Here is a 24,953-nt window from a genome sequence, read left to right on the forward strand (position 1 = left end):
CAGCTGGTCAAAAAAGGAGGTTCCCATGAGAGGAACACGCGTCTCTTTCTATAACCTGGCCTGGCGTTGGCATTTTTATGCGGGGCTGTTCGTGGCCCCGTTCATGATCCTGTTGGCAATCACCGGGATCATCTATTTGTTCAAGCCCCAGCTCGACCCGCTGCTGTACCGCGACCTGATGGTGGTCGAGGCCGGCCAGCACCGGCAGGGCGCAGACACGATGCTGGCTGAAGTGCGCCAGGCCTACCCAAAGGGCCACATCGCCCAGTACTTGCCGCCACTGAACGCCGAGCGCAGTGCGCAGTTCGTGGTGCATGACGGCGGGCGCGAACTGAACGTGTTCGTCGACCCATACAGCGGCAAGGTCCTCGGCGAACAGGACGGCAAGCAGAACCTGCAGGCCATCGCCCGCGCCCTGCATGGCGAGCTGATGGTCGGCACGGTCGGTGACCGGCTGGTGGAACTGGCTGCGGGCTGGGGCATCGTGCTGGTGGTATCGGGCCTGTACCTGTGGTGGCCGCGCGGGCGCAGTGGCGCTGGCGTGCTTTGGCCGCGGCTGTCGGCGCACGGCCGGCTGTTCTGGCGAGACCTGCACGCGGTAACCGGTTTCTGGGGTTCGGCCTTGCTGTTGTTGATGCTGGTCAGCGGCATGACCTGGACCGGCTTGTGGGGCAAGCAGTACGCTGATTTGTGGAACCGCTTCCCGGCAGCCATGTGGAACGACGTGCCCAAGTCGGACCAGCAGGCGCGTGAACTGAACAGCGCACACCGCCAGACCGTGCCCTGGGCCATGGAAAACACGCCGATGCCACAGTCCGGTGCACACGCCGAGCACGCCGGGCACCACATGATGTCGGACATGCCCGCAGCGCCCCAGGTGAGCGTGCAGCAAGTCGAAGACATTGCCACTTCGCGTCAGGTCGAGCCGGGCTACAGCATTACCCTGCCCACCACTGCCGACGGGGTGTTCACCATTGCCGTGTTCGCCGACGACCCGCGCAACGACGCCACCCTGCATGTCGACCAATACACCGGCAAGGTTCTGGCCGATGTGCGCTGGCACGACTACAGCCCGGTCGCCCGCGCCACCGAGCTGGGCGTGATGCTGCACGAAGGCAAGATGTTCGGGGCGCTGAACCAGATCATCATCCTGCTGGTGTGCCTGATGATTCTGCTGGGTTCGGTGAGCGGGCTGGTGATGTGGTGGAAGCGCCGGCCTGAAGGCGGCCTGGGCGTACCGCCTTTGCGTCATGACCTGCCACGCTGGAAGGCGGCAGTGGCAGTGATGCTGGTGCTGGGGGTGATGTTCCCGCTGGTGGGGGTGTCGATGGTGGTGATGTGGGGGGTGGATAGTTTGGTGGTGAGGCGCCGCCGGGTCTTGGCCAGCGCTTGAGCCTTGTGTTGCCTGTGCTGGCCCTTTCGCGGGTAAACCCGCTCCTACGAGGGGCCCTATTGCCTTTGTAGGAGCGGGTTTACCCGCGAAGAGGCCGGTACAGGCCAAATGCTGAGCTGCAAATGGAGAGTCGATCTGTCGCGCCCCGATCTGGAACGCGCGTGTTAGCCTAGCCGGCTACCTCTGACAAGAAGACTGGCCTTTACAAGGGAATGCAGCCTATGACGCAAACCTCACCCATAGCGACAGATGAACCGCACTTGCAACGCAACCTGACCAACCGCCACATCCAGCTGATCGCCATCGGCGGCGCGATCGGTACCGGCCTGTTCATGGGCTCAGGCAAGACCATCAGCCTGGCCGGGCCATCGATCATCTTCGTCTACATGATTATCGGCTTCATGCTGTTCTTCGTCATGCGCGCCATGGGCGAACTGCTGCTGTCGAACCTGAACTACAAATCGTTCATCGACTTTTCCGCCGACCTGCTCGGCCCCTGGGCCGGCTACTTTACTGGCTGGACCTACTGGTTCTGCTGGGTGGTCACCGGCATTGCCGACGTGGTCGCGATCGCCGCCTACACGCAGTTCTGGTTCCCCGACCTGCCGCAGTGGATACCGGCGCTGACCTGCGTAGGGCTGCTGCTGTCGCTGAACCTGGTCACCGTGAAAATGTTCGGCGAAATGGAGTTCTGGTTCGCCCTGGTCAAGATCGTTGCCATCCTCGGACTGGTCGCTACCGGCCTGTACATGGTCATCACCGGCTTCACCTCGCCCAGCGGGCGCACCGCCCAGCTGGCCAACCTGTGGAATGACGGCGGCATGTTCCCCCATGGCCTGATGGGCTTCTTCGCCGGTTTCCAGATCGCCGTGTTCGCCTTCGTCGGCATCGAGCTGGTGGGTACCACCGCCGCCGAAGCGAAGAACCCGGAACGCACCCTGCCGCGGGCGATCAATTCGATCCCGATCCGCATCATCGTGTTCTATGTGCTGGCGCTGATCGCGATCATGGCCGTGACCCCGTGGCGCGACGTGGTGCCAGGCAAGAGCCCATTCGTTGAGTTGTTCGTGCTGGCAGGCCTGCCGGCGGCAGCGAGCATCATCAACTTCGTGGTGCTGACCTCGGCAGCCTCCTCGGCCAACAGCGGCGTATTCTCCACCAGCCGCATGCTCTACGGCCTGTCGCAGGAAGGTGACGCGCCCAAGGCCTTTGAAAAACTGTCGAGCCGTTCGGTGCCGGCCAACGGCCTGTACTTCTCGTGCACCTGCCTGTTGCTCGGTGCGGTGCTGATCTACCTGGTGCCGAACGTGGTCGAGGCATTCACCCTGGTCACCACCGTGTCGGCGGTACTGTTCATGTTCGTGTGGACGCTGATTCTGCTGTCATACCTGAAGTACCGCAAAGACCGCGCGGCGCTACACCAGGCATCGAACTACAAGATGCCGGGCGGGCGCTTCATGTGCTACGTGTGCCTGTCGTTCTTCGCTTTCATCCTGGTGTTGCTGAGCCTGGAAGCGGATACCCGTTCAGCGCTGGTGGTGACGCCGATCTGGTTTGTGGTGCTGGCGGTGACCTACCAGCTCGTACGCAGCAGGCGCCATCCCCGCACGGCCGTGCGTAACGGCTGATGGCCTCGGGGGCTGTTCCCACGAAGGCACGGTGTACGCCGTCCGATGGACTGCCCCCAAGAAGTTGGACACCAATCCAACCCTTGGGGGATCTATGGGTAAGTACACCGAGCAATTCAAGCTCACAGCGATCACAGCCTACCTGGATGGCAGCAACGGTTTCCGAAAGGTGGCTCAACACTTAGGTATCGATTTCAGCCTGCTTCGACGCTGGGTGGCCAGTTATCAGGCCAATAATGGCATTGGTACAGGCTCGCATGGGCGGCGCTATACCAGTGATTTCAAACAGCAGGTGCTTAGCTATATGCACGAGCATCGGCTTTCGCTGCGCCAGACCGCTGCCCACTTTGGTCTTGGGCAGTCCTCTCAGATAGGCATTTGGCAGCGGCAGTACTACAGTGGCAGTCCTGCACCCTCTACTGCCATCAAGCCAAGAAAGCCAATCGACGTGTCGAAGAAGATCAAGCCTGCCAAACCCACCGATACCAATGATGATCAGAAGTCTCGAGATCAGCTGATGGCTGAACTTGAGTACCTGCGCATGGAGAATGCTGTCCTAAAGGAGCTCAAAGCTCTGCGCGAGGAAAAGGAACGAACACGCGGGAAAAAGTCCTGATCGTTTCCAAACTCAAGCGCAGATTTCCTTTGCCTGACCTCCTTCAACTGGTCGAGCTGGCGCGCAGCACCTTCTACTACCAGCTCAAAGCTCAGCAGAAGCCAGATCGGCATGCTGAGCTCAAGGCATTGGTGCATCGCGTCTACCACGAGCAGAAAGGGCTTTATGGTTATCGCCGTATCGCACTCGTAATCAGGAAGGAAAAGCGGGTGAACAAGAAGGTCATTGAACGGCTGATGGCTGAGCAGGGATTGAAATCAGTAGTGCGCCCCAAGAAATATCGCTCCTATCGAGGTACCGTCGGTAAAGTGGCAGCGAATGTACTGGAGCGAAATTTTATCGCTCAACGCCCAAACCAAAAGTGGGTGACTGACGTAACCGAGTTCAAAGTAGCTCAACAGAAGCTCTATCTGTCGCCCGTGATGGATTTGTACAACGGCGAAATCGTGGCCTACGAAATGGCCAGCCGCCCGTGCTATAGCCTGGTTGGGAACATGCTTGGCAAAGCGCTCGATTGCCTGGGAGAGAAACCGAAGCTCGTGCTGCATTCGGATCAGGGATGGCATTACCAGCAGGCGCAATACCGCCGTAAGCTAAGCGAATGTGGGGTAAAGCAGAGCATGTCTCGAAAAGGCAATTGCCTGGACAACGCGGCCATGGAAAGCTTCTTCGGCACGCTCAAGTCTGAGTTTTTCTACCTGAAGTGTTTCGAGAGCATTGATGAGCTGAGAGCGGGTCTGGATGAGTACATTCACTACTACAACCATGATCGCATCAAGCTGAGGCTCAATGGCCTGAGCCCTGTGGAGTACAGGGCTCAGGCTGCAGCTTAAAACTGTCCAACTTTTGGGGGGCAGTCCATCCCTGTGGGAGCGGCCTTGTGTCGCGATGGGCCGCACCGCGGCCCCAATCCTGTGCACACAATTCCATCAGGCACCAACCTGGATCCAACCAACGCCCCAACACCTCGCACAGCCCCTCTAAACCGTACCTTTTGCCACTAGGCACAGCCCTTGCAACGCCCTCCCCGCTTGCCCAACACCATAAAAAACTCAGCGGAGAGAGCACATGAAGCGTCGCAGTCTGATCAAGGCCCTTACCCTCAGCGCATCGATTGCGGCGATGGGCCTGAGCTGGAGTATCCAGGCCGCCGAGACCATCAAGGTCGGTATCCTGCATTCGCTTTCCGGGACCATGGCCATTTCCGAGACATCGCTCAAGGACATGGCGCTGATGACCATCGAGCAGATCAACGCCAAGGGTGGCGTGAACGGCAAGATGCTGGAACCGGTGGTGGTCGACCCGGCGTCCAACTGGCCGCTGTTCGCTGAAAAGAGCCGTCAACTGCTGACCCAGGACAAAGTGGCCGTGGTGTTCGGCTGCTGGACCTCCGTGTCGCGCAAATCCGTTCTGCCGGTGTTCGAAGAACTCAACGGCCTGCTGTTCTACCCGGTGCAGTATGAGGGCGAAGAGATGTCGCCGAACGTGTTCTACACAGGCGCCGCCCCGAACCAGCAAGCCATCCCGGCCGTGGAATACCTGATGAGCGAGGACGGCGGCAGCGCCAAGCGCTTCTTCCTGCTGGGCACCGACTACGTCTACCCACGCACCACCAACAAGATCCTGCGCGCATTCCTGCACAGTAAAGGCGTGGCCGACAAGGACATCGAAGAGGTGTACACGCCCTTTGGCCACGCTGATTACCAGACCATTGTCGCCAGCATCAAAAAGTTCTCCGCCGGCGGCAAGACCGCGGTCATTTCCACAGTCAATGGTGACTCCAACGTGCCGTTCTACAAGGAACTGGCCAACCAGGGCCTGAAGGCCACCGACGTGCCGGTGGTGGCCTTCTCGGTGGGCGAGGAGGAACTGCGCGGCATCGACACCAAACCGCTGGTGGGCCACCTGGCGGCATGGAACTACTTCGAATCGGTGGATAACCCGGTCAACCAGAAATTCGTCGCCGACTGGAAGGCCTACGCCAAGGCCAAGGGCCTGCCGGGTGCCGACAAGGCCGTGACCAACGACCCCATGGAAGCCACCTACGTGGGCATCCACATGTGGGCCCAGGCTGTCGAGAAAGCCAAGTCCACTGACGTTGACAAGGTCCGCGAAGCACTGGCCGGGCAGAGCTTCGAGGCGCCGTCGGGCTTCACCCTGACCATGGACAAGACCAACCACCACCTGCACAAGCCGGTGATGATCGGCGAGATTCAGGATGACGGGCAGTTCAGCGTGGTGTGGGAAACCGAGCAGCCACTGCGGGCGCAGCCATGGAGCCCGTTCATTCCGGGCAATGACAAGCGGCCAGATTACGCCGTGAAAGGTAACTGAGTGCATGGGGCTGCTTTGCAGCCCATTCGCGGGTGAACCCGCTCCTACAAGGACCGCGCAGGTTTCAAACCTTGCACCGTCCCTGTGTAGGCGCGGGTTCACCCGCGAAGAATCCAACACCGATTTCCAGGATTGCCCGCATGCTCAGACTCCTGCTCACCCTTCTCCTGCTAATCCCCCTGGCAACCCACGCCAGCGAGGGCGAATTCTTTCTCACCGCCAAGCCCGCCGAGCAGGCCGGCCTGCTCGAAGGCTGGGCAGCACAACCCGATGCCGCGCGCCTGCCGCTGCTGGAAAACCTGCGCCAAGGCCGCATCGCTGCCGACGATACCCGCAAGGTGCGCCTGAACAACCGCCTGCGCGGCCTGATCGACAACGCCCTGGCCAGCCATCAGTTGCTCAGCGACAACAGCGACACCCGCCTGGCCGCGGCCCAGCAATTACAGAAAAGCGCACAGCCCGCACAAATGGCCTTCCTCGACCGGCGCTTCGCCGCCGAGCCGGACGCCGCTGTACAGGGCGCCCTCGGCCTGGCCCTGGCCAACCTGCAACTGGGCGCCAGCGAGCCCGCAGTGCGCCTGGCCGCCGTGCGCCTGCTGGGTGAAACCGGCGACCCGCTGGCCCGCACCCGCCTCGAAGCCCTGCTGCAGCCCGATGCGGAACGCGACCCGGGCGTGCGCACAGCCGCCGAAACGAGCCTGGCCCAGGTCAAGCGCAAACTGCTGGTAGGCGAACTGCTCGGCCAGGCCTTCAGCGGCCTGTCGCTGGGTTCGGTCCTGCTGCTGGCAGCGCTGGGCCTTGCGATCACCTTCGGCCTGCTTGGGGTGATCAACATGGCCCATGGCGAGATGTTGATGCTCGGCGCCTACAGCACCTACATGGTCCAGGTACTGCTGCAGCGCTTCGCCCCAGGCGCCATCGAGTTCTACCCGCTGATTGCCCTGCCGGTGGCGTTCGCCGTCAGTGCCGGGGTAGGCATGGCGCTGGAGCGCACGGTGATCCGCCACCTGTACGGCCGGCCACTGGAAACCCTGCTGGCCACCTGGGGCATCAGCCTGATCCTGATCCAGGCCATCCGCCTGCTGTTCGGCGCGCAGAACGTCGAGGTGAGCAACCCAGCCTGGCTGTCTGGCGGCATCCAGCTGCTGCCCAACCTGGTGCTGCCATACAACCGCCTGGTCATCATCGGCTTCGCCCTGGCCGTGGTGCTGCTCACCTGGCTGCTGCTCAACCGTACCCGGTTGGGCCTGAACGTGCGCGCAGTCACCCAGAACCGCAACATGGCCGCCTGCTGCGGCGTGTCCACCGGGCGCGTCGACATGCTCGCCTTTGGCCTCGGCTCGGGCATCGCAGGGCTCGGTGGCGTGGCCTTGAGCCAGGTGGGCAATGTCGGCCCGGACCTGGGCCAAAGCTACATCATCGATTCATTCCTGGTGGTGGTGCTCGGCGGCGTCGGGCAACTGGCCGGTAGCCTCTGGGCCGCGTTCGGCCTGGGCATCGCCAACAAGCTGCTGGAGCCGCAGATCGGTGCCGTACTCGGCAAGATCCTCATCCTTGCGTTGATCATTCTGTTCATCCAGAAACGCCCGCAAGGCCTGTTCGCCCTCAAGGGACGGGTAATCGACTGATGAACCAGCCACTGCTTGTCACTGCTACGCAAAAGGCCGGCCCACGCCTGACCCTTACCCTCGGTGCCGTCGTCGTCCTGCTGCTGGTGGCTTTGCCACTGTGCTCACTGCTGCCGGCAGACCATACCCTGCACGTGTCGGCCTACACCCTGACCCTGGTCGGCAAGATTCTTTGTTACGCCATCGTCGCCTTGGCCCTGGACCTGGTCTGGGGCTATGCCGGGCTGCTGTCACTGGGCCATGGCCTGTTCTTCGCCCTGGGCGGCTATGCCATGGGCATGTACCTGATGCGGCAGGCCGCCGGCGACGGCCTGCCCGGGTTCATGACCTTCCTGTCGTGGACCGAGCTGCCCTGGTACTGGGCCGGTACCCAGCATTTCGCCTGGGCCCTGTGCCTGGTGGTGCTGGCGCCCGGGCTGCTGGCGCTGGTGTTCGGCTGGTTCGCTTTCCGCTCGCGGATCAAAGGCGTGTACTTCTCGATCATGACCCAGGCCCTGACCTTTGCCGGCATGCTGCTGTTCTTCCGCAACGAAACCGGCTTCGGTGGCAACAACGGCTTCACCAGCTTCCGCACCATCCTCGGCTTCGACATTGCAGCCCAGGGCACCCGCGCGGTGTTGTTCCTGCTGACCGTGGCCCTGCTGCTTGCCAGCCTGTACCTGTGCTGGCGCCTGACCCGCAGCAAGTTCGGCCGCCTGCTCACCGCGGTGCGTGACGCTGAAAACCGCATGATGTTCTGTGGCTATGACCCGCGCGGCTTCAAGTTGCTGGTGTGGGTACTGAGCGCCGTGCTGTGTGGCCTGGCCGGTGCGCTGTACGTGCCGCAGGTGGGCATCATCAACCCCAGCGAGATGTCGCCGACCAACTCGATCGAAGCCGCCGTCTGGGTAGCCTTGGGCGGGCGCGGCACGCTGATCGGCCCGCTGCTCGGTGCCGGCCTGGTCAACGGTATGAAAAGCTGGTTCACCGTGGCCTTCCCCGAGTTCTGGCTGTTCTTCCTCGGCGCGTTGTTCATCCTCGTTACCCTGTACCTGCCCAAGGGCGTGGTCGGCCTGTTGAAGAAAAGGAGCCAGCCATGAGAGGCGTGCCCCCAGTCCACCCGGAGTTCATGCTGGAACCGGTATTCGACAACCTCGGCGCCGGGCGCGATGCCATCGGCCTGGGCCACAGCCGCAAGGCCGGCCTGGATACCCGCCACGGTACGGTGCTGAGCCTGGAAGACATCAGCGTCAGCTTCGATGGTTTCAAGGCGCTCAACGCGCTGAACCTGTACATCGGGGTGGGCGAGCTGCGCTGCATCATCGGCCCCAACGGTGCCGGCAAGACCACGATGATGGACGTAATCACCGGCAAGACCCGCCCCGACAGCGGCACGGCTTACTTCGGCGATACCCTCGACCTGACCCGCATGAGCGAGTACCAGATCGCCCAGGCCGGCATTGGCCGCAAGTTCCAGAAGCCCACAGTGTTCGAAGCGCTGACCGTGTTCGAGAACCTGGAGCTGGCGCTGAAGACCGACAAGTCGGTGTGGGCCAGCCTGGCCGCGCGCCTGAGCGGTGACCAGCGCCAGCGCATCGAGGACGTGCTGACCACCTTGCGCCTGCTGCCGCTGGCCCAGCGCCAGGCCGGCTTGCTGTCCCATGGGCAGAAGCAGTTTCTGGAGATCGGCATGCTGCTGGTGCAGGAGCCGCAACTGCTGCTGCTCGATGAACCGGTGGCCGGCATGACCGATGCCGAGACCGAATTTACCGCCGAGCTGTTCAAGGGCCTGGCTGGCAAGCATTCGCTGATGGTGGTGGAGCATGACATGGGCTTCGTCGGCAGCATTGCCGACCATGTGACCGTGCTGCACCAGGGGAGTGTGCTGGCGGAAGGCTCGCTGGAGCAGGTGCAGGCAGATGAGCGGGTGGTCGAGGTGTATCTGGGCCGGTGACCGGATTTGAATTTTTGGCGCCTGTGCCGGCCTCTTCGCGGGTAAACCCGCTCCTACAGTGGGCGTAATGCCATGGGGCGGTTCCCGTCGTAGGAGCGGGCTTGCCCGCGAAGAGGCCGGCACAGGCACAGCATCCCTTTCAGGAACTCTCACATGCTCAAGATCGACACCCTGCACCAGTACTACGGCGGCAGCCACATCCTGCGCGGCCTGTCCTTCGAAGCCAAGGTCGGCGAAGTGACCTGCCTGCTGGGCCGCAACGGCGTGGGCAAGACCACCTTGCTGCGCTGCCTGATGGGCCTGGTGCCCGCCCGCGACGGCAGCATCGAATGGGAAGGCAAGCCGATCACCGCGTTCAAACCGCAGCAACGGGTGCAGGCCGGCATCGCCTACGTGCCCCAGGGCCGCGAGATCTTCCCGCGCCTGACCGTCGAGGAAAACCTGCTGATGGGCCTGTCGCGCTTCCCCGCCCGCGAAGCCCGCGAGGTACCAGCCTTCATCTACGAGCTGTTCCCCGTGCTGGAGCAGATGAAACAACGCCGCGGTGGCGACCTGTCTGGCGGCCAGCAGCAACAGCTGGCCATCGGCCGCGCCCTGGCCAGCCGCCCGCGCCTGCTGATTCTCGACGAGCCGACCGAGGGCATCCAGCCGTCGGTGATCAAGGAAATCGGCGCGGTCATCCGCCGCCTGGCCGAGCGTGGCGACATGGCGATTTTGCTGGTGGAGCAGTTCTACGACTTTGCCGAAGCGCTGGCTGACCAGTACCTGGTCATGGCCCGCGGCGAAATCATCCAGCGCGGCCGCGGCGAAAACATGCAAGCCGAAGGTGTACGCGGGCTGGTAACCATTTAATCTGCGAGCAACGACCTTGCGAGACGCTGTCATGAGCTACGAAATCCGCGATGCCCTGCCCACCGATGTGCCAGGCATACTCGACATCTACAACGACGCGGTGCTCAACACCACGTCGATCTGGAACGAAACCCCGGTGGACCTCGGCAACCGCCAGGCCTGGTTTGAAGCGCGTGCGCAGCAGGGCTACCCGATTCTGGTGGCGGTCGATGAAACCGGCGTGCTGGGGTATGCCTCGTTTGGCGACTGGCGGCCTTTCGAGGGCTTTCGCCTGACCGTTGAGCACTCGGTGTACGTGCGCAGTGACCAGCGTGGCAAAGGGCTGGGGCCGGTGTTGATGGCGGCGCTGGTCGAGCGCGCACGCGGATGTGGCAAGCATGTGATGGTGGCAGCGATCGAGCGTGGTAATGCAGCGTCGGTGCGCCTGCATGAGCGGCTGGGCTTCGTGGTGACCGGCCAGATGCCGCAGGTGGGCGTAAAGTTTGGCCGCTGGCTTGATCTGACCTTCATGCAACTGGTGCTGAACCCGGGCGCCGAACCAACCTGAAATGCGGTCCATTGTGGGAGCGGCCTTGTGTCGCGAACGGGCTGCAAAGCAGCCCTGGCAATTTTGCGGTGGAGCAAAGATCTGGGGCTGCTGCACAGCCCATCGCGACACAAGGCCGCTCCCACAGGGAAGGCGCCAGCTTTTAGAAATTGAGCAAGACAGTTGCTCCCACAGATTGGACTGCCCCCCAAAAGTTGGACAGTTTTAAGCTGCAGCCTGAGCCCTGTACTCCACAGGGCTCAGGCCATTGAGCCTCAGCTTGATGCGATCATGGTTGTAGTAGTGAATGTACTCATCCAGACCCGCTCTCAGCTCATCAATGCTCTCGAAACGCTTCAGGTAGAAAAACTCAGACTTGAGCGTGCCGAAGAAGCTTTCCATGGCCGCGTTGTCCAGGCAATTGCCTTTTCGAGACATGCTCTGCTTTACCCCACATTCGCTTAGCTTACGGCGGTATTGCGCCTGCTGGTAATGCCATCCCTGATCCGAATGCAGCACGAGCTTCGGTTTCTCTCCCAGGCAATCGAGCGCTTTGCCAAGCATGTTCCCAACCAGGCTATAGCACGGGCGGCTGGCCATTTCGTAGGCCACGATTTCGCCGTTGTACAAATCCATCACGGGCGACAGATAGAGCTTCTGTTGAGCTACTTTGAACTCGGTTACGTCAGTCACCCACTTTTGGTTTGGGCGTTGAGCGATAAAATTTCGCTCCAGTACATTCGCTGCCACTTTACCGACGGTACCTCGATAGGAGCGATATTTCTTGGGGCGCACTACTGATTTCAATCCCTGCTCAGCCATCAGCCGTTCAATGACCTTCTTGTTCACCCGCTTTTCCTTCCTGATTACGAGTGCGATACGGCGATAACCATAAAGCCCTTTCTGCTCGTGGTAGACGCGATGCACCAATGCCTTGAGCTCAGCATGCCGATCTGGCTTCTGCTGAGCTTTGAGCTGGTAGTAGAAGGTGCTGCGCGCCAGCTCGACCAGTTGAAGGAGGTCAGGCAAAGGAAATCTGCGCTTGAGTTTGGAAACGATCAGGACTTTTTCCCGCGTGTTCGTTCCTTTTCCTCGCGCAGAGCCTTGAGCTCCTTTAGGACAGCATTCTCCATGCGCAGGTACTCAAGTTCAGCCATCAGCTGATCTCGAGACTTCTGATCATCATTGGTATCGGTGGGTTTGGCAGGCTTGATCTTCTTCGACACGTCGATTGGCTTTCTTGGCTTGATGGCAGTAGAGGGTGCAGGACTGCCACTGTAGTACTGCCGCTGCCAAATGCCTATCTGAGAGGACTGCCCAAGACCAAAGTGGGCAGCGGTCTGGCGCAGCGAAAGCCGATGCTCGTGCATATAGCTAAGCACCTGCTGTTTGAAATCACTGGTATAGCGCCGCCCATGCGAGCCTGGACCAATGCCATTATTGGCCTGATAACTGGCCACCCAGCGTCGAAGCAGGCTGAAATCGATACCTAAGTGTTGAGCCACCTTTCGGAAACCGTTGCTGCCATCCAGGTAGGCTGTGATCGCTGTGAGCTTGAATTGCTCGGTGTACTTACCCATAGATCCCCCAAGGGTTGGATTGGTGTCCAACTTCTTGGGGGCAGTCCAGATACCGGCAAGGCCTGATCGTCAAACAGCCAGTACTCCGGCGTTCGCCCGGAAGGTTGAACCCGGGCGCCGGACCGACCTGAAATGCGGTCCATTGTGGGAGCGGCCTTGTGTCGCGAGCGGGCTGCAAAGCAGCCCTGGCAATGTTGCGGTGGAGCAAAGATCTGGGGCTGCTGCACAGCCCATCGCGACACAAGGCCGCTCCCACAGATGCCGGCAAGGGAACCTACATCTGAATAAACCGGCCCAGCCGCTGCTTCAGCATGTTGTTCTCACTGCGTAACTGCTGCACTTCCTGCAGTAGCTCCAGCGCCAGCGCCACCCCTTCCCACTCCAGTTCCAGCTCCTGGTGCAGCTTCACCGCTCGTTTGGTCACCAGCGGCGCCTGATCGTCAAACAGCCAGTCCTCCGGCGTTCGCCCGGAAGGTTCGACAATGCCATGTTCGACGATTTCGATCACGCATTCAGCCGTGACATCGGCTTCCTGACACAGGGTACGCATGTCCAGTTGAACGATCAGGGTGCTGCTCATGATCACTTACTCCATTGTGTCCTCGGGTTGAACGCAGCTTTCTCGGAAAGCTTGGTCCAGAGTTCGCGGGCAGATTCGTCCGACGCAGGCGGCATGACCACCTTGAGCTGCGCATAAAGGTTGCCGCGCTCTCCCTGCTTGTTCGCCAGGCCCTTGCCCGGTACACGCAGGCGCTGGCCGCTCTGGCTGTCAGGACGGATGGTCAGGTTGATCTTGCCATCCAGGGTCGGAACCGCCACCTTGGCGCCCAGGGCCGCCTCCCACGGTGCCAACGGCACAGTGATGATCAGGTCATGACCTTCGACATCGAACAGCGGGTGCGGTGCCATGCGGATGGTCAGGAACAGGTCACCGTTGGCCCCGCCACCACTGCCCGGCGCACCCTGGCCCTTGAGGCGGATGCGCTCGCCGTCGGTCACCCCAGCCGGAATCCTCACGTTCAAGGTCTTGGTGGTGAAGCCGGTGCGCTGGCCCATGGCATTGGTTTGCGGCACCTGGAAGCTGATCTGCTTGGACTCCTTGCTCAGGGTCTCTTCAAGGAACACTGCCAGTTCAAGCTCCACGTCCTGCCCCCGCCTGCCGGCACTGCGTTGCTGCTGCCGGGCGCCACCGAAGGGGTTGCCACCCGCACTGCGCCCACCGAAGATCGAGCTGAAGAAGTCGGAGAAGTCGCCGCCTTCGAAGCCGCCTCCACCGCCACGGTTTTCCCAACCCGGTGGGGCCTGGAACGGCCGGCCATGCTGGCCGCCGTACTTGCGGATTTCGTCGAACTCGGCACGTTTCTGCGCGTCGCCCAGCACCTCATAGGCCTCGTTGGCCTCCTTGAATTTCTCCTCGGCGTCGCGCTCCTTACTGACATCGGGGTGATACTTGCGCGCCAGTTTGCGGTACGCGGCCTTGATCGCCTTTTCGTCCGCAGTGGGCTCTACGCCGAGTATCTTGTAATAGTCTTTGAAGTCCATTTGTGGATCACCAATGTGAATGTGCGTGTTGCAACTGAAGATAGGGGTCAAGCATAGCCTTTCAAGACCGACTTGGGTTTGCCTCAAGGCAGACGACTGGTCTTGATTCTGTAGCCAACTGGCATACACTGCGCGGCCGTTTTGCCTCCGGAAGCCCATTTCCCATGTCTGACGTATCCCCGGCCCGCGCCCTGGGCATCGACTTTGGCACCTCCAACTCCACGGTCGGTTGGCACCGGCCTGGCGTCGAGTCGCTGATTGCCCTGGAAGACGGCAAGATCACCTTGCCCTCGGTGGTGTTCTTCAATATCGAAGAGCGGCGCCCGGTGTATGGCCGCCTGGCGCTGCACGAGTACCTGGAAGGCTACGAAGGCCGCCTGATGCGCTCGCTGAAAAGCCTGCTGGGCTCGAAGCTGATCAAGCACGACACCAGCGTGCTGGGCAGCGCCCTGCCGTTCAAGGACCTGCTGGGCATGTTCATCGGCGAGCTCAAGAAGCGCGCTGAAGCGGCCGCTGGCCGTGAATTCGACCAGGTGGTGCTGGGCCGCCCGGTGTTCTTCGTCGACGAAGACCCGGCTGCCGACCAGGAGGCCGAGGACACCTTGGCCGAAGTGGCGCGCAAAATCGGCTTCAAGGACGTGTCGTTCCAGTACGAACCGATTGCCGCAGCCTTCGACTATGAGTCGAGCATCAGCCGCGAAGAGCTGGTGCTGATCGTCGACATCGGCGGTGGTACCTCGGACTTCACCCTGATCCGCCTGTCGCCCGAGCGCCACCTGGTCGCCGAGCGCCAAAGCGACATCCTCGCCACGGGCGGTGTGCACATTGGCGGTACCGACTTCGACAAGCAACTGAGCCTTCAGGGCGTGATGCCGTTGTTTGGCTACGGCAGCCGCATGAAGAGCGGTGCGCTGATGCCGACCAGCTACCACCTCAACCTGGCCACCTGGCACACCATCAACGCCTTGTATTCGCAGAAATCACAGTTGGCGCTGGGTAGCATGCGCTATGACATCGAGGACAGCTTCGGCATCGATCGCCTGTTCAAACTGATCGAGCAGCGCGCTGGGCACTGGCTGGCGATGGAAGTAGAAGCCAGCAAGATCGAGCTGACCGAGCATGACAGCCGCCACATCGACCTGCGGCGCGTCGAGCCCGAGCTGACTGCGGAACTGACCCGCGCGCTGTTCGAAGAGGCGATCGAAGGCCTGCTGGAGCGCGTGCGCGGTAGCGTGACCGAGCTGCTGGCCAAGGCTGGGGTAAGCGAAGACCAGGTCGATACGGTGTTCTTCACCGGTGGTTCAAGCGGCATTCCGGCGCTGCGCAACAGTGTTTCGGCGATGCTGCCGAATGCGCGGCATGTGGAAGGCAACATCTTTGGCAGCATTGGTAGCGGGCTGGCCATCGAGGCGCGCAAGCGTTACGGCGCGGCCTGATTTGTCGTTTAGCCTGTACCCGCGAAAGGGCCGGGCCTGCTGGCCAATCTCCACCAGTCCTTCACCGTTGCAGCCGCTACCGTATTCGCGGGTAAACCCGCTCCTACGCACCGATCAGGGGTGGACACACATCGGTGATTGGCTATAGGCCGTCGTAGGAGCGGGTTTACCCGCGAAGAGGCCGGGCCTGCTGGCCAATCTCCACCCGCCGTTCACCGTTGCCGCCGCTACCGTATTCGCGGGTAAACCCGCTCCTACGCCCGATCGGGGGTGGACACACATCGGTGATTGGCTATAGGCCGTCGTAGGAGCGGGTTTACCCGCGAAGAGGCCGGGCCTGCTGGCCAATCTCTACCCGCCGTTCACCGTTGCCGCCGCTACCGTATTCGCGGGTAAACCCGCTCCTACGCCCGATCGGGGGTGGACACACATCGGTGATTGGCCGCAGGCCGTCGTAGGAGCGGGTTTACCCGCGAAAGGGCCGGTACAGGCCACTACATGATCAGACCAGCTCCGCCCGCTTCAGCTCGCTCTTCAGATAGGCATAGTAGATGGGCCCCGCCACGACACCAGGCAGCCCGAACGCCGCCTCGAATACCAGCATCGCCAGCAGCAATTCCCACGCCTTGGCACTGATCTGCCCACCCACGATCCGCGCGTTGAGGAAGTACTCGATCTTGTGGATGACGACCAGGTAACCCAGCGCCGCTGCCGCCACCCAGATCGACAGCGACAGGCCGACGATGGTGATCAAGGTGTTGGACATCAGGTTGCCGATCACCGGCAGCAAGCCCAGCAGGAAGGTCAGCACGATCAGCGTCTTGGTCAGCGGCAGGTGTACGTCGAACAGTGGCATCACCACGGCCAGGAAAATGCCGGTGAAGATCGTGTTGAGCAGCGAGATCTTGATTTGCGCGAACACGATGTTGCGAAACGCTTTCACCAGCAGGCTAAGACGTTCGAACAGCGCCGCCGCCAAGGGCTTGCGCCGTGAAATATCGGGAATGCGCTGCAAAGCGATGATGGCGCCGAGGATCATGCCGATGAGCATCGTCACGAACATGTGCGCCATGCCCTTGCCCACCAGCTGCAAATCGCTCAGGTGGCTCTTGATCCAGTCGCCGATGGCCACCTTGAACTCTGCGGCACTGGCAGGCAGGTAGCCCTCGATGAAAGGGGGCAACTGGCTGCGGGCTCGCTCGACCAAGGCCATGAACTTGTCCAACGAGGCGCCGGGGTTTTCCGCCTCGTGCAGCAGGAAGCTGAAGGCACCGGCAATCAGCAGTGTCAGGGTGCTGACCACCAGCGTGCCGAGCAGCGCCACGGCCAGCCAGCGCGCGCGTTGGCCAGCAAGCAGCGGTTGCAGGCGCGGGGTCAGCATGTTGACCAGTTCGAACACCAGCAGACCGGCCAGCAGGCTGGGCAGCAACTTCAGGGGCAAAGCCAGCAGCAGCCCAGCCATGACGATGATCAGGCTGGCCAGGGTGATCTGACGGGGGGTAAAGGTCATACAGCCTCGACGGCAGACAGCGGGAATGCCGCAGTCTGCCAGCCTTGGCGGCGCAGGCATAGGCGCAGGTCATTTCTTCTTCAGGCAATCGCTCATGAAGGCCTTGCGCTCATCCCCCTTCAGGGCTTTGGTGGTGGCGTCAGCATTGCAGGTCTTCATTTTCTCTTGCTGGGTTTGGGGCACATCCTTTTTCAGGCAGGTGCTCATGAACGCTTTGCGTTCATCGCCCTTGAGGGCCTTGGCAGTGGCGTCGGCGTTGCAGGTTTTCATCTTTTCCTGCTGCGCGGTATTGGCAGCGAAACCTTGGGCACTGAACAACACCGCCAGCGCCAGTAACGGGATTTGCAGCACTTTCATGGAGTGGTCTCCTTGGCTCCGCGCCCGATGCACGGGGATCGAGCTGAGTGTAGCCAAGAATGTTCAGCGCCCCGCCCGCGCCTGCCGGCGGTACTGCTCGGGCGTACACCGGGCCTGGCGCTGGAACATGGCGATGAACGCCGAAGCGCTGCTGTAGCCAAGGTCGAAGGCAATGGCCTGAATCGGCAGGCCGGCTTCCAGCGCTTCGATGGCACGCAGAAAACGCAGGCGCAGGCGCCATTCGCCAAAGCTGATGCCCAGCTCGCGCAGAAACTGGCGGGCCAGGGTGCGTTCGCTGACGTGTACGCGTGCGGCCCAGTCGGCCAGCGGGCGGTTGTCCCCCGGCTCGGCGCTGAGCGCGTCGAGCACCTGGCGCAAGCCATCGCTGTGGGCAAACGGCAGGTAGCAGGCCAGGGTGGGCGCCAGCAGCAACTGGTCAAGCAGTACCTGTACCAGGCGCTGGTCACGCTCGTCCTCGGCCACCTTCAGATTGCGCCGGGCGAAGTCACCGAGGATGGCCTTGAGGATGTCACTGATCATCAGGCTGCACGGGTGCGATGGCAGCGCTGCGCACAGGCTGCGGTCGAGATAGATGGAACGGTAGACGATGGCCTGGGGGTTGTAGCAGCCGTGCTCGGTGTCGGGCGGCACCCAAACGGCGTAGTGCGGCGGCGACAGGAAGCGCTGGCCGGCCACATCCAGATGCATTACGCCGTGGGCAGTGTAGTTCAGTTGGCCCCAGGCGTGTTGGTGCACGGCGCTGTGGGTGTCAGCAACGAACTCGTCGTGGCGGAAGTACACCGGGGCCGGCAGTTGGGTGAACTGGGGGATATCGAGGTATTTGCGCGGCATGCTGTCTGCTTTGCAGGGTCGGTTGTCTGGATAGAAGTATAGGCTTGTAGACAGACATTCGATAATACAGGCCTATCGAGGGCCTGCCTTGCAGGCCTTCGCGGGCTCGCCCGCTCCCAAAGGATCTGCGCCAGCCTCCAGGCCTGTGTATCCCCCGTAGGAGCGGGTTCACCCGCGAAGGGCTGCAGAGCAGCCCCAATCCAGCCCCCAACGAGTACCCTGCTGCATGAACTACCTGTTCCCCCTCACCGCCATCCTCATCTGGGCCGGCAACACCGTGGTCACCAAGATGTCCGCCGGTGCCATCCACCCTGCGGAGATCGGCTTCTACCGCTGGCTGCTGGCCGCCTTGCTGTTCACGCCGTTCCTGCTGCCCGCCGTGTGGCGCAACCGTGCAGCCATCCGCCCGCACCTGGCCAAGGTGTTCGTGCTCGGCGTGCTGGGCATGGCGATGTACCAGAGCCTGGCCTACTTCGCCGCCGGCATCACCAGTGCCACCAACATGGGCATCATCCTCTCGCTGATGCCGCTGATGTCACTGGCGCTGTCCATCGCCTGGCTGGGCCAGCGCCTGAGCTACGGTGCCCTGCTGGGCGCGGTGGTGTCATTCTTTGGCGTGCTTGAAGTGGTCAGTGCCGGCCACCCCGCCAGCCTGCTACAGCAAGGGCTGAACAGCGGCGACCTGTTGATGCTGGTGGCAACCTTGGCCTACGCGCTCTACAGCTTCCTGCTAAAGAAATGGCAGCTGCGCCTGCCGCCAATGCAGCTGCTGTACCTGCAGGTGCTGGTGGCCATCGTCGTGTTGCTGCCGCTGTTCTTGCTGTCGGACAAGACCGGCCTGAACAGCCACAACATCGGCCTGGTCCTGTATGCCTGCGTACTGGCCTCGATGATCGCGCCACTGGTGTGGATGCAGGCCGTACACCGCCTGGGGCCCAGCCGCACCACACTGTTCTTCAACTTGCTGCCGCTGGTCACTGCGCTGATCGCCGCCGTGGTGCTCGACGAGCAACTGGCCAGTTACCACCTGGTCGGCGGCTTGCTGACCTTGGCCGGCGTAGTGCTGGCCGAACGCTGGACCACGCCGATCCGCCGCCAAGGCACTTGAGCTAAAGCCCCGCCGCCTTGAGCCGGGCGGCATGTTCGGTGAATAGCCGCACAGGCTCCGCGCCTTTGCCCACGGCACCGAGCGACTGGTTGACGATGTCCAGGTGATCGAGCGGGTAATCGTCGCCGATCACCTGCCCCAGGTGCGAACTGAAACGACCAACCATGCCGTCGCAATCGCCCTTTTCCTTGATGAAACTGCGTGCGAACAGGCGGCAGAAGCGGCTGCTGCCGTCAAAGCGGTTGCGCCCCTGGTCTGTCAGGCCGGGTTGCAAGGTGCCGGACCAGGAGTAATAGCGGACGCCATTGACCTCATAGGCCCCTTCCCCACCCCAGGTTTGCGGCAGGCCCTGTGGATAAGCCTGGTTGAACAGTGCCACCCCGGCGCTGGTCAGCGACTGGTGCGAGGCGTGCACATCTACCGGCAGCGGGTCACGACGCCAGCCGGTTTCCAGCCACACCAGCAGCACGGCAAACCCATGCAGCACGGCCTTGAGGATGCGCCCCTGGGGTGAATGGCCCGGTGCCGTGCGTTCCAGGTGGTCGGCCAGCTCGGAGCCATGGTTGGGCCCCGCCACCGAGGTGACCGACGCCACCCGCCCCGGCCGTTTGGCCGCTGCGTAACGCGCGCTCAGGGCGCCCTGGCTGTGGCCGATGAGGTTGACCTTGTCGACGCCGGTACGTTGGCAGATATCGTCGATGATCGCCAGCAACTGCTCGCCGCGCACCTCGCTGGAATGCAGCGGCGAAACCTGCACCGGAAACACCTGCGCCCCGCCCTTGCGCAAGGCCGGCACAATGCCGAACCAGTAGGGGTAGAGCACCATCCGGACAAACCCGAGCATGCCCGGTACCAGCACCAGCGGGTATCGCGTGGCCAAATCCTGCTGCATTGCCGCAGCTCCTTTGCGTGGACAACGGGCCAACACTACAGCGGCCATCATGACCATCGCAATCGAACTCCTGGCGCGCGCTGTGGTTCAAAACCACACAGACCCTTTGCAAGGAGCGGGACCATGTACAAGCAGACCCTGGCAATCCTTCTGGCAAGCGCCACCCTGGCCGCCTGCGGCAGCCGCCCGGAAAACCCGGTGGATTACGTCACCTACCGCGATGAGCCGCTGGTCAAGCAGGTGGAGAACGGTATGACCATGCAGAAGGTCATCGCCATTGGCGGCAGCCCGTCGAGCGTGATCGACCTGCCACACGGGGGCACCTGCAACGACTACATCCTCAACCACGACGGCAAGCAGCAGCCCTATTACGTGCGCTTCGATGCCACCGGCCATGTGGATGCCAAAGGCTTCAAGACCTGCAAGCAACGCCAGGAGGACAGCGACGCCCTGCATGGCGCGTAAGCCTGTGTTCCGACCCGACCCTGACCCCTGCTGGAGATAACCATGAGCAATGTTGAACTGACCGATGTGAAAACCCTGCGCGAGCGTGCACGCCAGCATGTGGAGCAAGGCGCAGTGACCGAGGGTTACCACGCCGACCGTGAACAGATCCTGCGCCTGCTTAATGAATCGCTGGCCACCGAGCTGGTCTGTGTGCTGCGCTACAAACGCCACTACTTCATGGCCAGCGGCATCAAAGCCAGTGTGGCTGCCGAGGAGTTTCTGGAACATGCCAACCAGGAAGCCGAACATGCCGACAAATTGGCCGAGCGCATCGTGCAACTGGGCGGGGAGCCGGACTTCAACCCCGACAACCTGACCAAGCACTCGCATGCCCAGTACGTGGCCGGCAATTCGTTGAAAGAGATGGTGCTGGAAGACCTGGTGGCAGAGCGGATAGCCATCGACAGCTACCGCGAGATCATTCAGTACATCGGGGATAAAGACCCGACTACCCGTCGTATCTTCGAAGACATCCTGGCGCAGGAAGAAGAGCACGCGGACGATATGTCCGACCTGTTGCAAGGCCTTTGATTTCTGACACCCTCATGGGGCCGCTTTGCGGCCCCTTGCTATTTCCGCGCTTTCACCGCTGCCGGCGCCTTGCCTGCCTTCATCTGCTGCAACAACGGTGTGCACTGGTTCGGGTCATCCCCGCTGCTGGGCGCAATCAGCGCCAGCAACCCCGCCGCCGGCCCAGCCACCACACCCAGCGCAACCATGCCTGCGCCACGCAACGCCAGCGGCAATGCCTGCACACCGGCGTTCGGTTTGGCAAACGGTCCGCGCACATACAGGGGTGAACGCAACGAGAACAACCGCAGCCCTTTCGATTCCGGGGTGATGTTCAAATCCAGTTGCTCGGAAGCGAAATTCGCCGTGCCGTCGATGTAGATGATCGCGTTCTCGGTATCGAAGATGAACAGCCGCGTAGTCGCAAGGCCATCCTTGATGCCCACATCGGCCGCCGCACAGTTGATCTTCACGTCCTCATCACCAAACAGCTTGCCGACCACATAGTTGCCCACGTTCAAGCCGGCAATTTCCATCAGGCTGCGGCTGATGGCACCATCGTTGATCAGCATGCGCAAGTCGCCATTGGCTGTACCCAGCAAGGCGGCTACCGAGTTGCCACGGCCGCTGATGTCGGCGTCGCCATTGAGCTCACCAAAGCTGGTCTGCATTGGCGCAAAGGTGGGGAACAGTTGCTTGAGCTTGAAGCCCCGTGCAGTCAACGTCGCGCGCCCCTGCAAGGGCACGCTGCGCCCGTCCAGGCGGATGTTGGAGGCCAGGCTGCCGCCGGCCACGCCAAAGCGCAGGGGCTCCAGGCGCAACAGGCCGTCTTCCAGAACCACATGGGCCGACAGGTCAGTGAACGGCAGTTGCGCGCTGTGCACGATGCGCTTGCCAGCAAAGGTGACATCAGCGTCCATTGCCCGCCAACGCTCGGTGCGAAACGCCTCCACTGGCAGCACCTTGCCTGCAGGCTGCTTGCTGGCACCGCCGCGGGCCTTCTGTTCGGCATTGGAGTCGGCACCGATCAGCGGCGCCAGGTCCTTGAACAGCAACTGGTTCGATACCAGGTTGCCGGACAGTCTGGGCCGTGGCTGGCTGGCAACGAAGGCCAGGTCCCCATGGATATCGCTGTCGCCGATCTTGCCGTTGAAGCCCTGGTAATTGAACGACGCCCCTTGCGCCGCCTGCAGGTTGGCGCTTAGGCGGCCGTCGGTGGAATAGGCCGGGGTGTCAGGCAAGGTGACGCCGGTCAATGGGTAGAGGTTGCCCAGGCTGGCACCCGACAAACGCAGGCGCAGGTCGAGGGCACCAAGGTTGCGCGGGTCGGTGAGGGTGCCGGCGAGCACCACATGGGTGTCGGCGATGCGCACGTCGGCCTGCAGCGGGAACGGCTGGCTGGCGTCCTGCAGGGCCAGCAGGCCACCGATCTTGCCGGTGCCGGACACTGGCTGGCCTTTGTAGCGGCCCTGAGCCTTGAGGCCGAAGGCATAGTCCTGCGCACCGCCGGCCTTCTCGGCGCTGGCCTTGCCGACAATTTCACTGAACGGGATTGGTTTGCCAAGCGGGTCGATCTGCACCTTCATGCTGGTTTTGAGGGTCTGGTCGTCGAAGCTGACGTTGCCTTGGTCAAAGCCGATGGCGCCGATGTCCAGCTGCCAGTTGGAAGGTTCAGCGTTTTCATCCTTGGGGCCGAAGTCGAAGACCCAGTTGGCGCGGCCATCGGCCAGGCGAGTGAGGCTGGCAGTGGGCTTGGTGAGGTTGATGCGGGGTATGCTGATCTGCTGGAACACCAGCGGTAGCGGCGCCAGGCGAAACTCCACGCGCTCAAGGCCGACCATCTTCGGCTCCTTGAGCCACTCGGGGTTGCCCAGCGTCAGGTCTTCGGCAATGAAGTGCGGCCAAGGCACCCAGGCACGCCAACCGCCCTCTTCGGGCTCGGTACGCCAGTGCACGGCGAGGTTGCCGTTGATCGCGAAGGGCCGATGCAAGGCTTCGGAGACCTTCTCGTTGAGCAGTGGCTTGACGCGGTTCCAGTCGAAGGTGGCAATCACTACCACCAGGATCGCCAGCACGGTAAGCAGGCTGGCGAGGGTCCAGACGAGGATTCTGGCGGGACGCGTCATTGCGTATTTCTCCTTGCGGCATGACAGAAAACAGGCGCAGCGATGGCCTCAATAACTCCGACTGATGAAAACCCGTGAGGTTTTATCGGTGGCGCCATGATAGCGAAGTTTTTCCTGGCCTCTTGCTCAGAAATTTGTCTTACCAGACTGCACATGTTACCCACCGCCAACCGGGCAAGGGGATTGCCTGCATGGCTGCAATGGCCGGAATAGACGCCCTGAAAACCTCTATCAATATGGTCGATTGTTACCATTACCCGTATGAACTTCTCTCTGGCGTTACGCGGCGTAGCATTGGCTTCGTACCCACTTTCCAGCCCCCGAGAGGAGCACCGAAATCATGAAACGCCATCTGCTGACCCTGACCCTGTCCCTTCTGGCCGCCAACGCTTTCGCCCTGCCGGCGTCCGAGCAACACCTGACGTCCGAAGCGCGCTCCAGCGCTGCCGAAATCGCCCAGCCGCTGAAAACCGTCGCTGAAGGCGGCTCCGATCGCCTGATCGAACGTTCTGGTCGTGTTGCCGAAGGTGGCTCCGATCGCCTGATCGAACGTTCCGGCCGTGTTGCCGAAGGTGGCGCTGATCGCCTGATCGAACGTTCTGGCCGCGTTGCCGAAGGTGGCTCCGATCGCCTGATCGAACGTACTGGCCGCGTTGCCGAAGGTGGCTCCGATCGCCTGATCGAACGTTCTGGCCGCGTTGCCGAAGGTGGCTCCGATCGCCTGATCGAACGTTCCGGCCGTGTTGCCGAAGGTGGCTCTGATCGCCTGATCGAACGTTCTGGCCGCGTTGCCGAAGGTGGCTCGGATCGCCTGGTTGAACTCAGCCGTGTGAGCTGATCGCCATGGCCGAAAAGAACAACTTCTGTCACAACGCTTGCTCCCCTCCAGGCCCGGTCCATTGACCGGGCTTTGTTTTTTTATCTAGAGTGCCCAGCCTGACCGTTACAGAAGCCCGCATCATGCTGCCGCGCGCCGAACAGAAGCTACAGACCCGCCAGGCCCTGCTCGATGCCGCCTGCCTGCTCATGGAGAGTGGCCGTGGTTTCGGCAGTATCAGCCTGCGCGAAGTGGCGAAGACAGCTGGCATCGTGCCGACCGGCTTCTATCGGCATTTCTCCGACATGGACGCTCTGGGCCTGGCCCTTGTCGCCGAAATCGACACCACCTTCCGCCAGACCATCCGCCTGGTGCGCCAGAACGAATTCGAACTGGGCGGCATCACCGACGCTTCGGTGCGCATCTTCCTCGACGTGGTCGCCGCCCATCGCGCGCAGTTCCTCTTCCTGGCCCGCGAGCAATACGGCGGTGCACAGGCCGTGCGCCAGGCCATTGCCCGCCTGCGCCAGGATATCAGCGACGACCTTGCCACCGACCTTGCACGGATGAAGCGCTGGCAACACCTGGACAGCGCCGCGCTTGCGGTGATGGCCGACCTGGTGGTGAAGACCGTGTTCGCCACCCTGCCCGAGCTTATCGACAACCCGGAAGCGGGTTATCCACAGGCCCTGACACCCCAGGAAAAGATCACCCAGCAGTTGCGCTTCATCTTTGTCGGGGCGCGGCATTGGCAGGGGCTCGGCAACCCAGGCTACTGAAAACCCCACTTCTGCTACCATGGCGCC

Annotated in this window: 23 protein-coding genes; 15 read left to right on the forward strand and 8 right to left on the reverse strand. The window is 62.0% G+C overall.

All coding sequences use genetic code 11. The annotated features are described in order from the left end of the window. Window positions 1-25 precede the first annotated feature (25 nt). From ACZ889_RS01080 to ACZ889_RS01120, 9 genes are all read left to right on the forward strand, one after another. Window positions 26-1,393: a PepSY-associated TM helix domain-containing protein gene (locus tag ACZ889_RS01080; protein ID WP_185279932.1), complete on the forward strand. Its 1,368-nt coding sequence runs from the start codon at window positions 26-28 to the stop codon at window positions 1,391-1,393. A 221-nt stretch (window positions 1,394-1,614) separates the two neighbouring features. Next, on the forward strand, window positions 1,615-3,021 hold the full coding sequence (gene cycA, locus ACZ889_RS01085; protein WP_003249645.1) for a D-serine/D-alanine/glycine transporter: 1,407 nt from the start codon (window positions 1,615-1,617) through the stop codon (window positions 3,019-3,021). A 94-nt stretch (window positions 3,022-3,115) separates the two neighbouring features. Next, window positions 3,116-4,470 (forward strand): IS3 family transposase gene (locus ACZ889_RS01090; protein WP_374222554.1). Its coding sequence is split into 2 segments (ribosomal slippage): window positions 3,116-3,589 and window positions 3,592-4,470, totalling 1,353 coding nucleotides; the frame shifts between segments, so codons are not numbered across the junction. 235 nt (window positions 4,471-4,705) lie between these two features. Then, window positions 4,706-5,971: an urea ABC transporter substrate-binding protein gene (gene urtA / locus ACZ889_RS01095; protein WP_003249642.1), complete on the forward strand. Its 1,266-nt coding sequence runs from the start codon at window positions 4,706-4,708 to the stop codon at window positions 5,969-5,971. 140 nt (window positions 5,972-6,111) lie between these two features. After that, entirely contained in the window at window positions 6,112-7,599 is a 1,488-nt protein-coding gene (urtB, locus tag ACZ889_RS01100; RefSeq protein WP_476257128.1) for an urea ABC transporter permease subunit UrtB, read from the forward strand. Further along, entirely contained in the window at window positions 7,599-8,678 is a 1,080-nt protein-coding gene (urtC, locus tag ACZ889_RS01105; protein ID WP_004576470.1) for an urea ABC transporter permease subunit UrtC, read from the forward strand. The genes urtB and urtC overlap by 1 nt, the downstream gene beginning before the upstream one ends. After that, window positions 8,675-9,532 carry an urea ABC transporter ATP-binding protein UrtD gene (gene urtD, locus ACZ889_RS01110; protein ID WP_003249637.1) on the forward strand — a complete coding sequence of 286 codons (858 nt, stop codon included), beginning with the start codon at window positions 8,675-8,677 and terminating at the stop codon, window positions 9,530-9,532. The genes urtC and urtD overlap by 4 nt, the downstream gene beginning before the upstream one ends. Window positions 9,533-9,685: 153 nt before the next feature. Continuing rightward, window positions 9,686-10,384, forward strand: a complete 699-nt coding sequence (gene urtE, locus ACZ889_RS01115) for an urea ABC transporter ATP-binding subunit UrtE (RefSeq protein WP_003249634.1) — start codon at window positions 9,686-9,688, stop codon at window positions 10,382-10,384. A gap of 31 nt (window positions 10,385-10,415) precedes the next feature. Beyond that, complete coding sequence (locus ACZ889_RS01120) at window positions 10,416-10,931, forward strand: GNAT family N-acetyltransferase (protein WP_180689190.1); 516 nt, start codon at window positions 10,416-10,418, stop codon at window positions 10,929-10,931. 204 nt (window positions 10,932-11,135) lie between these two features. Here the strand turns inward: ACZ889_RS01120 and ACZ889_RS01125 are convergent. The 3 genes from ACZ889_RS01125 to cbpA form a co-directional block, all read right to left on the reverse strand. Next, a protein-coding gene (locus tag ACZ889_RS01125) for an IS3 family transposase (RefSeq protein ID WP_085983016.1) occupies window positions 11,136-12,490 on the reverse strand; the annotation gives its coding sequence in 2 pieces (ribosomal slippage) (window positions 11,136-12,014 and window positions 12,017-12,490; 1,353 coding nt in all). A 274-nt stretch (window positions 12,491-12,764) separates the two neighbouring features. Then, a complete protein-coding gene (locus tag ACZ889_RS01130) occupies window positions 12,765-13,070 on the reverse strand; it encodes a chaperone modulator CbpM (RefSeq protein ID WP_003249630.1) in 306 nt (101 codons plus the stop codon). 2 nt (window positions 13,071-13,072) lie between these two features. Continuing rightward, entirely contained in the window at window positions 13,073-14,032 is a 960-nt protein-coding gene (cbpA, locus tag ACZ889_RS01135) for a curved DNA-binding protein (RefSeq protein ID WP_476257129.1), read from the reverse strand. 164 nt (window positions 14,033-14,196) lie between these two features. Between cbpA and ACZ889_RS01140 the strand changes: the two genes are divergently transcribed. Further along, window positions 14,197-15,468, forward strand: coding sequence for an Hsp70 family protein (locus tag ACZ889_RS01140; protein ID WP_012053839.1), 1,272 nt, complete (start codon window positions 14,197-14,199; stop codon window positions 15,466-15,468). 502 nt (window positions 15,469-15,970) lie between these two features. Here ACZ889_RS01140 and ACZ889_RS01145 read toward each other — a convergent pair. The 3 genes from ACZ889_RS01145 to ACZ889_RS01155 form a co-directional block, all read right to left on the reverse strand. Further along, window positions 15,971-16,978: an AI-2E family transporter gene (locus ACZ889_RS01145; protein ID WP_014592570.1), complete on the reverse strand. Its 1,008-nt coding sequence runs from the start codon at window positions 16,976-16,978 to the stop codon at window positions 15,971-15,973. Window positions 16,979-17,047: 69 nt separating this feature from the next. Continuing rightward, on the reverse strand, window positions 17,048-17,335 hold the full coding sequence (locus tag ACZ889_RS01150; RefSeq protein ID WP_014592571.1) for a PsiF family protein: 288 nt from the start codon (window positions 17,333-17,335) through the stop codon (window positions 17,048-17,050). 63 nt (window positions 17,336-17,398) lie between these two features. After that, the gene (locus tag ACZ889_RS01155) at window positions 17,399-18,187 is read right to left on the reverse strand and encodes an AraC family transcriptional regulator (protein ID WP_014861699.1); all 789 of its coding nucleotides are present in this window, start codon (window positions 18,185-18,187) and stop codon (window positions 17,399-17,401) included. A gap of 226 nt (window positions 18,188-18,413) precedes the next feature. Here ACZ889_RS01155 and ACZ889_RS01160 point away from each other — a divergent pair, with 226 nt between their 5' ends. Continuing rightward, complete coding sequence (locus ACZ889_RS01160; protein WP_010955459.1) at window positions 18,414-19,295, forward strand: DMT family transporter; 882 nt, start codon at window positions 18,414-18,416, stop codon at window positions 19,293-19,295. Window position 19,296: 1 nt separating this feature from the next. Here ACZ889_RS01160 and ACZ889_RS01165 read toward each other — a convergent pair whose 3' ends face one another. Next, window positions 19,297-20,187: an esterase/lipase family protein gene (locus tag ACZ889_RS01165; RefSeq protein WP_180689187.1), complete on the reverse strand. Its 891-nt coding sequence runs from the start codon at window positions 20,185-20,187 to the stop codon at window positions 19,297-19,299. A gap of 123 nt (window positions 20,188-20,310) precedes the next feature. Here ACZ889_RS01165 and osmE point away from each other — a divergent pair, with 123 nt between their 5' ends. Next, window positions 20,311-20,652 carry an osmotically-inducible lipoprotein OsmE gene (gene osmE, locus ACZ889_RS01170; RefSeq protein WP_003249613.1) on the forward strand — a complete coding sequence of 114 codons (342 nt, stop codon included), beginning with the start codon at window positions 20,311-20,313 and terminating at the stop codon, window positions 20,650-20,652. 42 nt (window positions 20,653-20,694) lie between these two features. Next, window positions 20,695-21,225, forward strand: a complete 531-nt coding sequence (locus tag ACZ889_RS01175) for a ferritin-like domain-containing protein (RefSeq protein WP_004576962.1) — start codon at window positions 20,695-20,697, stop codon at window positions 21,223-21,225. Between the two features lie 38 nt (window positions 21,226-21,263). On the opposite strand, the gene ACZ889_RS01180 is transcribed toward ACZ889_RS01175, so the two are convergent. Next, window positions 21,264-23,330, reverse strand: a complete 2,067-nt coding sequence (locus ACZ889_RS01180; RefSeq protein WP_180689186.1) for an AsmA family protein — start codon at window positions 23,328-23,330, stop codon at window positions 21,264-21,266. A gap of 340 nt (window positions 23,331-23,670) precedes the next feature. Here ACZ889_RS01180 and ACZ889_RS01185 point away from each other — a divergent pair, with 340 nt between their 5' ends. Beyond that, window positions 23,671-24,168 carry a phage infection protein gene (locus ACZ889_RS01185; protein WP_180689185.1) on the forward strand — a complete coding sequence of 166 codons (498 nt, stop codon included), beginning with the start codon at window positions 23,671-23,673 and terminating at the stop codon, window positions 24,166-24,168. A gap of 122 nt (window positions 24,169-24,290) precedes the next feature. Beyond that, window positions 24,291-24,926, forward strand: coding sequence for a TetR family transcriptional regulator (locus ACZ889_RS01190; protein ID WP_003249603.1), 636 nt, complete (start codon window positions 24,291-24,293; stop codon window positions 24,924-24,926). The last annotated feature ends 27 nt before the right edge of the window (window positions 24,927-24,953 follow it).

The sequence above is a fragment of the Pseudomonas sp. TE3895 genome, from assembly GCF_056278855.1.

What these genes read in the sequence shown, in the direction of transcription:
- ACZ889_RS01080 (WP_185279932.1), top strand. Translation starts at nt 26, where the DNA reads ATGAGAGGAACACGCGTCTCTTTCTATAACCTGGCCTGGCGTTGGCAT.
- cycA (WP_003249645.1), top strand. Translation starts at nt 1,615, where the DNA reads ATGACGCAAACCTCACCCATAGCGACAGATGAACCGCACTTGCAACGC.
- urtA (WP_003249642.1), top strand. Translation starts at nt 4,706, where the DNA reads ATGAAGCGTCGCAGTCTGATCAAGGCCCTTACCCTCAGCGCATCGATT.
- urtB (WP_476257128.1), top strand. Translation starts at nt 6,112, where the DNA reads ATGCTCAGACTCCTGCTCACCCTTCTCCTGCTAATCCCCCTGGCAACC.
- urtC (WP_004576470.1), top strand. Translation starts at nt 7,599, where the DNA reads ATGAACCAGCCACTGCTTGTCACTGCTACGCAAAAGGCCGGCCCACGC.
- urtD (WP_003249637.1), top strand. Translation starts at nt 8,675, where the DNA reads ATGAGAGGCGTGCCCCCAGTCCACCCGGAGTTCATGCTGGAACCGGTA.
- urtE (WP_003249634.1), top strand. Translation starts at nt 9,686, where the DNA reads ATGCTCAAGATCGACACCCTGCACCAGTACTACGGCGGCAGCCACATC.
- ACZ889_RS01120 (WP_180689190.1), top strand. Translation starts at nt 10,416, where the DNA reads ATGAGCTACGAAATCCGCGATGCCCTGCCCACCGATGTGCCAGGCATA.
- ACZ889_RS01130 (WP_003249630.1), bottom strand. Translation starts at nt 13,070, where the DNA reads ATGAGCAGCACCCTGATCGTTCAACTGGACATGCGTACCCTGTGTCAG.
- cbpA (WP_476257129.1), bottom strand. Translation starts at nt 14,032, where the DNA reads ATGGACTTCAAAGACTATTACAAGATACTCGGCGTAGAGCCCACTGCG.
- ACZ889_RS01140 (WP_012053839.1), top strand. Translation starts at nt 14,197, where the DNA reads ATGTCTGACGTATCCCCGGCCCGCGCCCTGGGCATCGACTTTGGCACC.
- ACZ889_RS01145 (WP_014592570.1), bottom strand. Translation starts at nt 16,978, where the DNA reads ATGACCTTTACCCCCCGTCAGATCACCCTGGCCAGCCTGATCATCGTC.
- ACZ889_RS01150 (WP_014592571.1), bottom strand. Translation starts at nt 17,335, where the DNA reads ATGAAAGTGCTGCAAATCCCGTTACTGGCGCTGGCGGTGTTGTTCAGT.
- ACZ889_RS01155 (WP_014861699.1), bottom strand. Translation starts at nt 18,187, where the DNA reads ATGCCGCGCAAATACCTCGATATCCCCCAGTTCACCCAACTGCCGGCC.
- ACZ889_RS01160 (WP_010955459.1), top strand. Translation starts at nt 18,414, where the DNA reads ATGAACTACCTGTTCCCCCTCACCGCCATCCTCATCTGGGCCGGCAAC.
- ACZ889_RS01165 (WP_180689187.1), bottom strand. Translation starts at nt 20,187, where the DNA reads ATGCAGCAGGATTTGGCCACGCGATACCCGCTGGTGCTGGTACCGGGC.
- osmE (WP_003249613.1), top strand. Translation starts at nt 20,311, where the DNA reads ATGTACAAGCAGACCCTGGCAATCCTTCTGGCAAGCGCCACCCTGGCC.
- ACZ889_RS01175 (WP_004576962.1), top strand. Translation starts at nt 20,695, where the DNA reads ATGAGCAATGTTGAACTGACCGATGTGAAAACCCTGCGCGAGCGTGCA.
- ACZ889_RS01180 (WP_180689186.1), bottom strand. Translation starts at nt 23,330, where the DNA reads ATGACGCGTCCCGCCAGAATCCTCGTCTGGACCCTCGCCAGCCTGCTT.
- ACZ889_RS01185 (WP_180689185.1), top strand. Translation starts at nt 23,671, where the DNA reads ATGAAACGCCATCTGCTGACCCTGACCCTGTCCCTTCTGGCCGCCAAC.
- ACZ889_RS01190 (WP_003249603.1), top strand. Translation starts at nt 24,291, where the DNA reads ATGCTGCCGCGCGCCGAACAGAAGCTACAGACCCGCCAGGCCCTGCTC.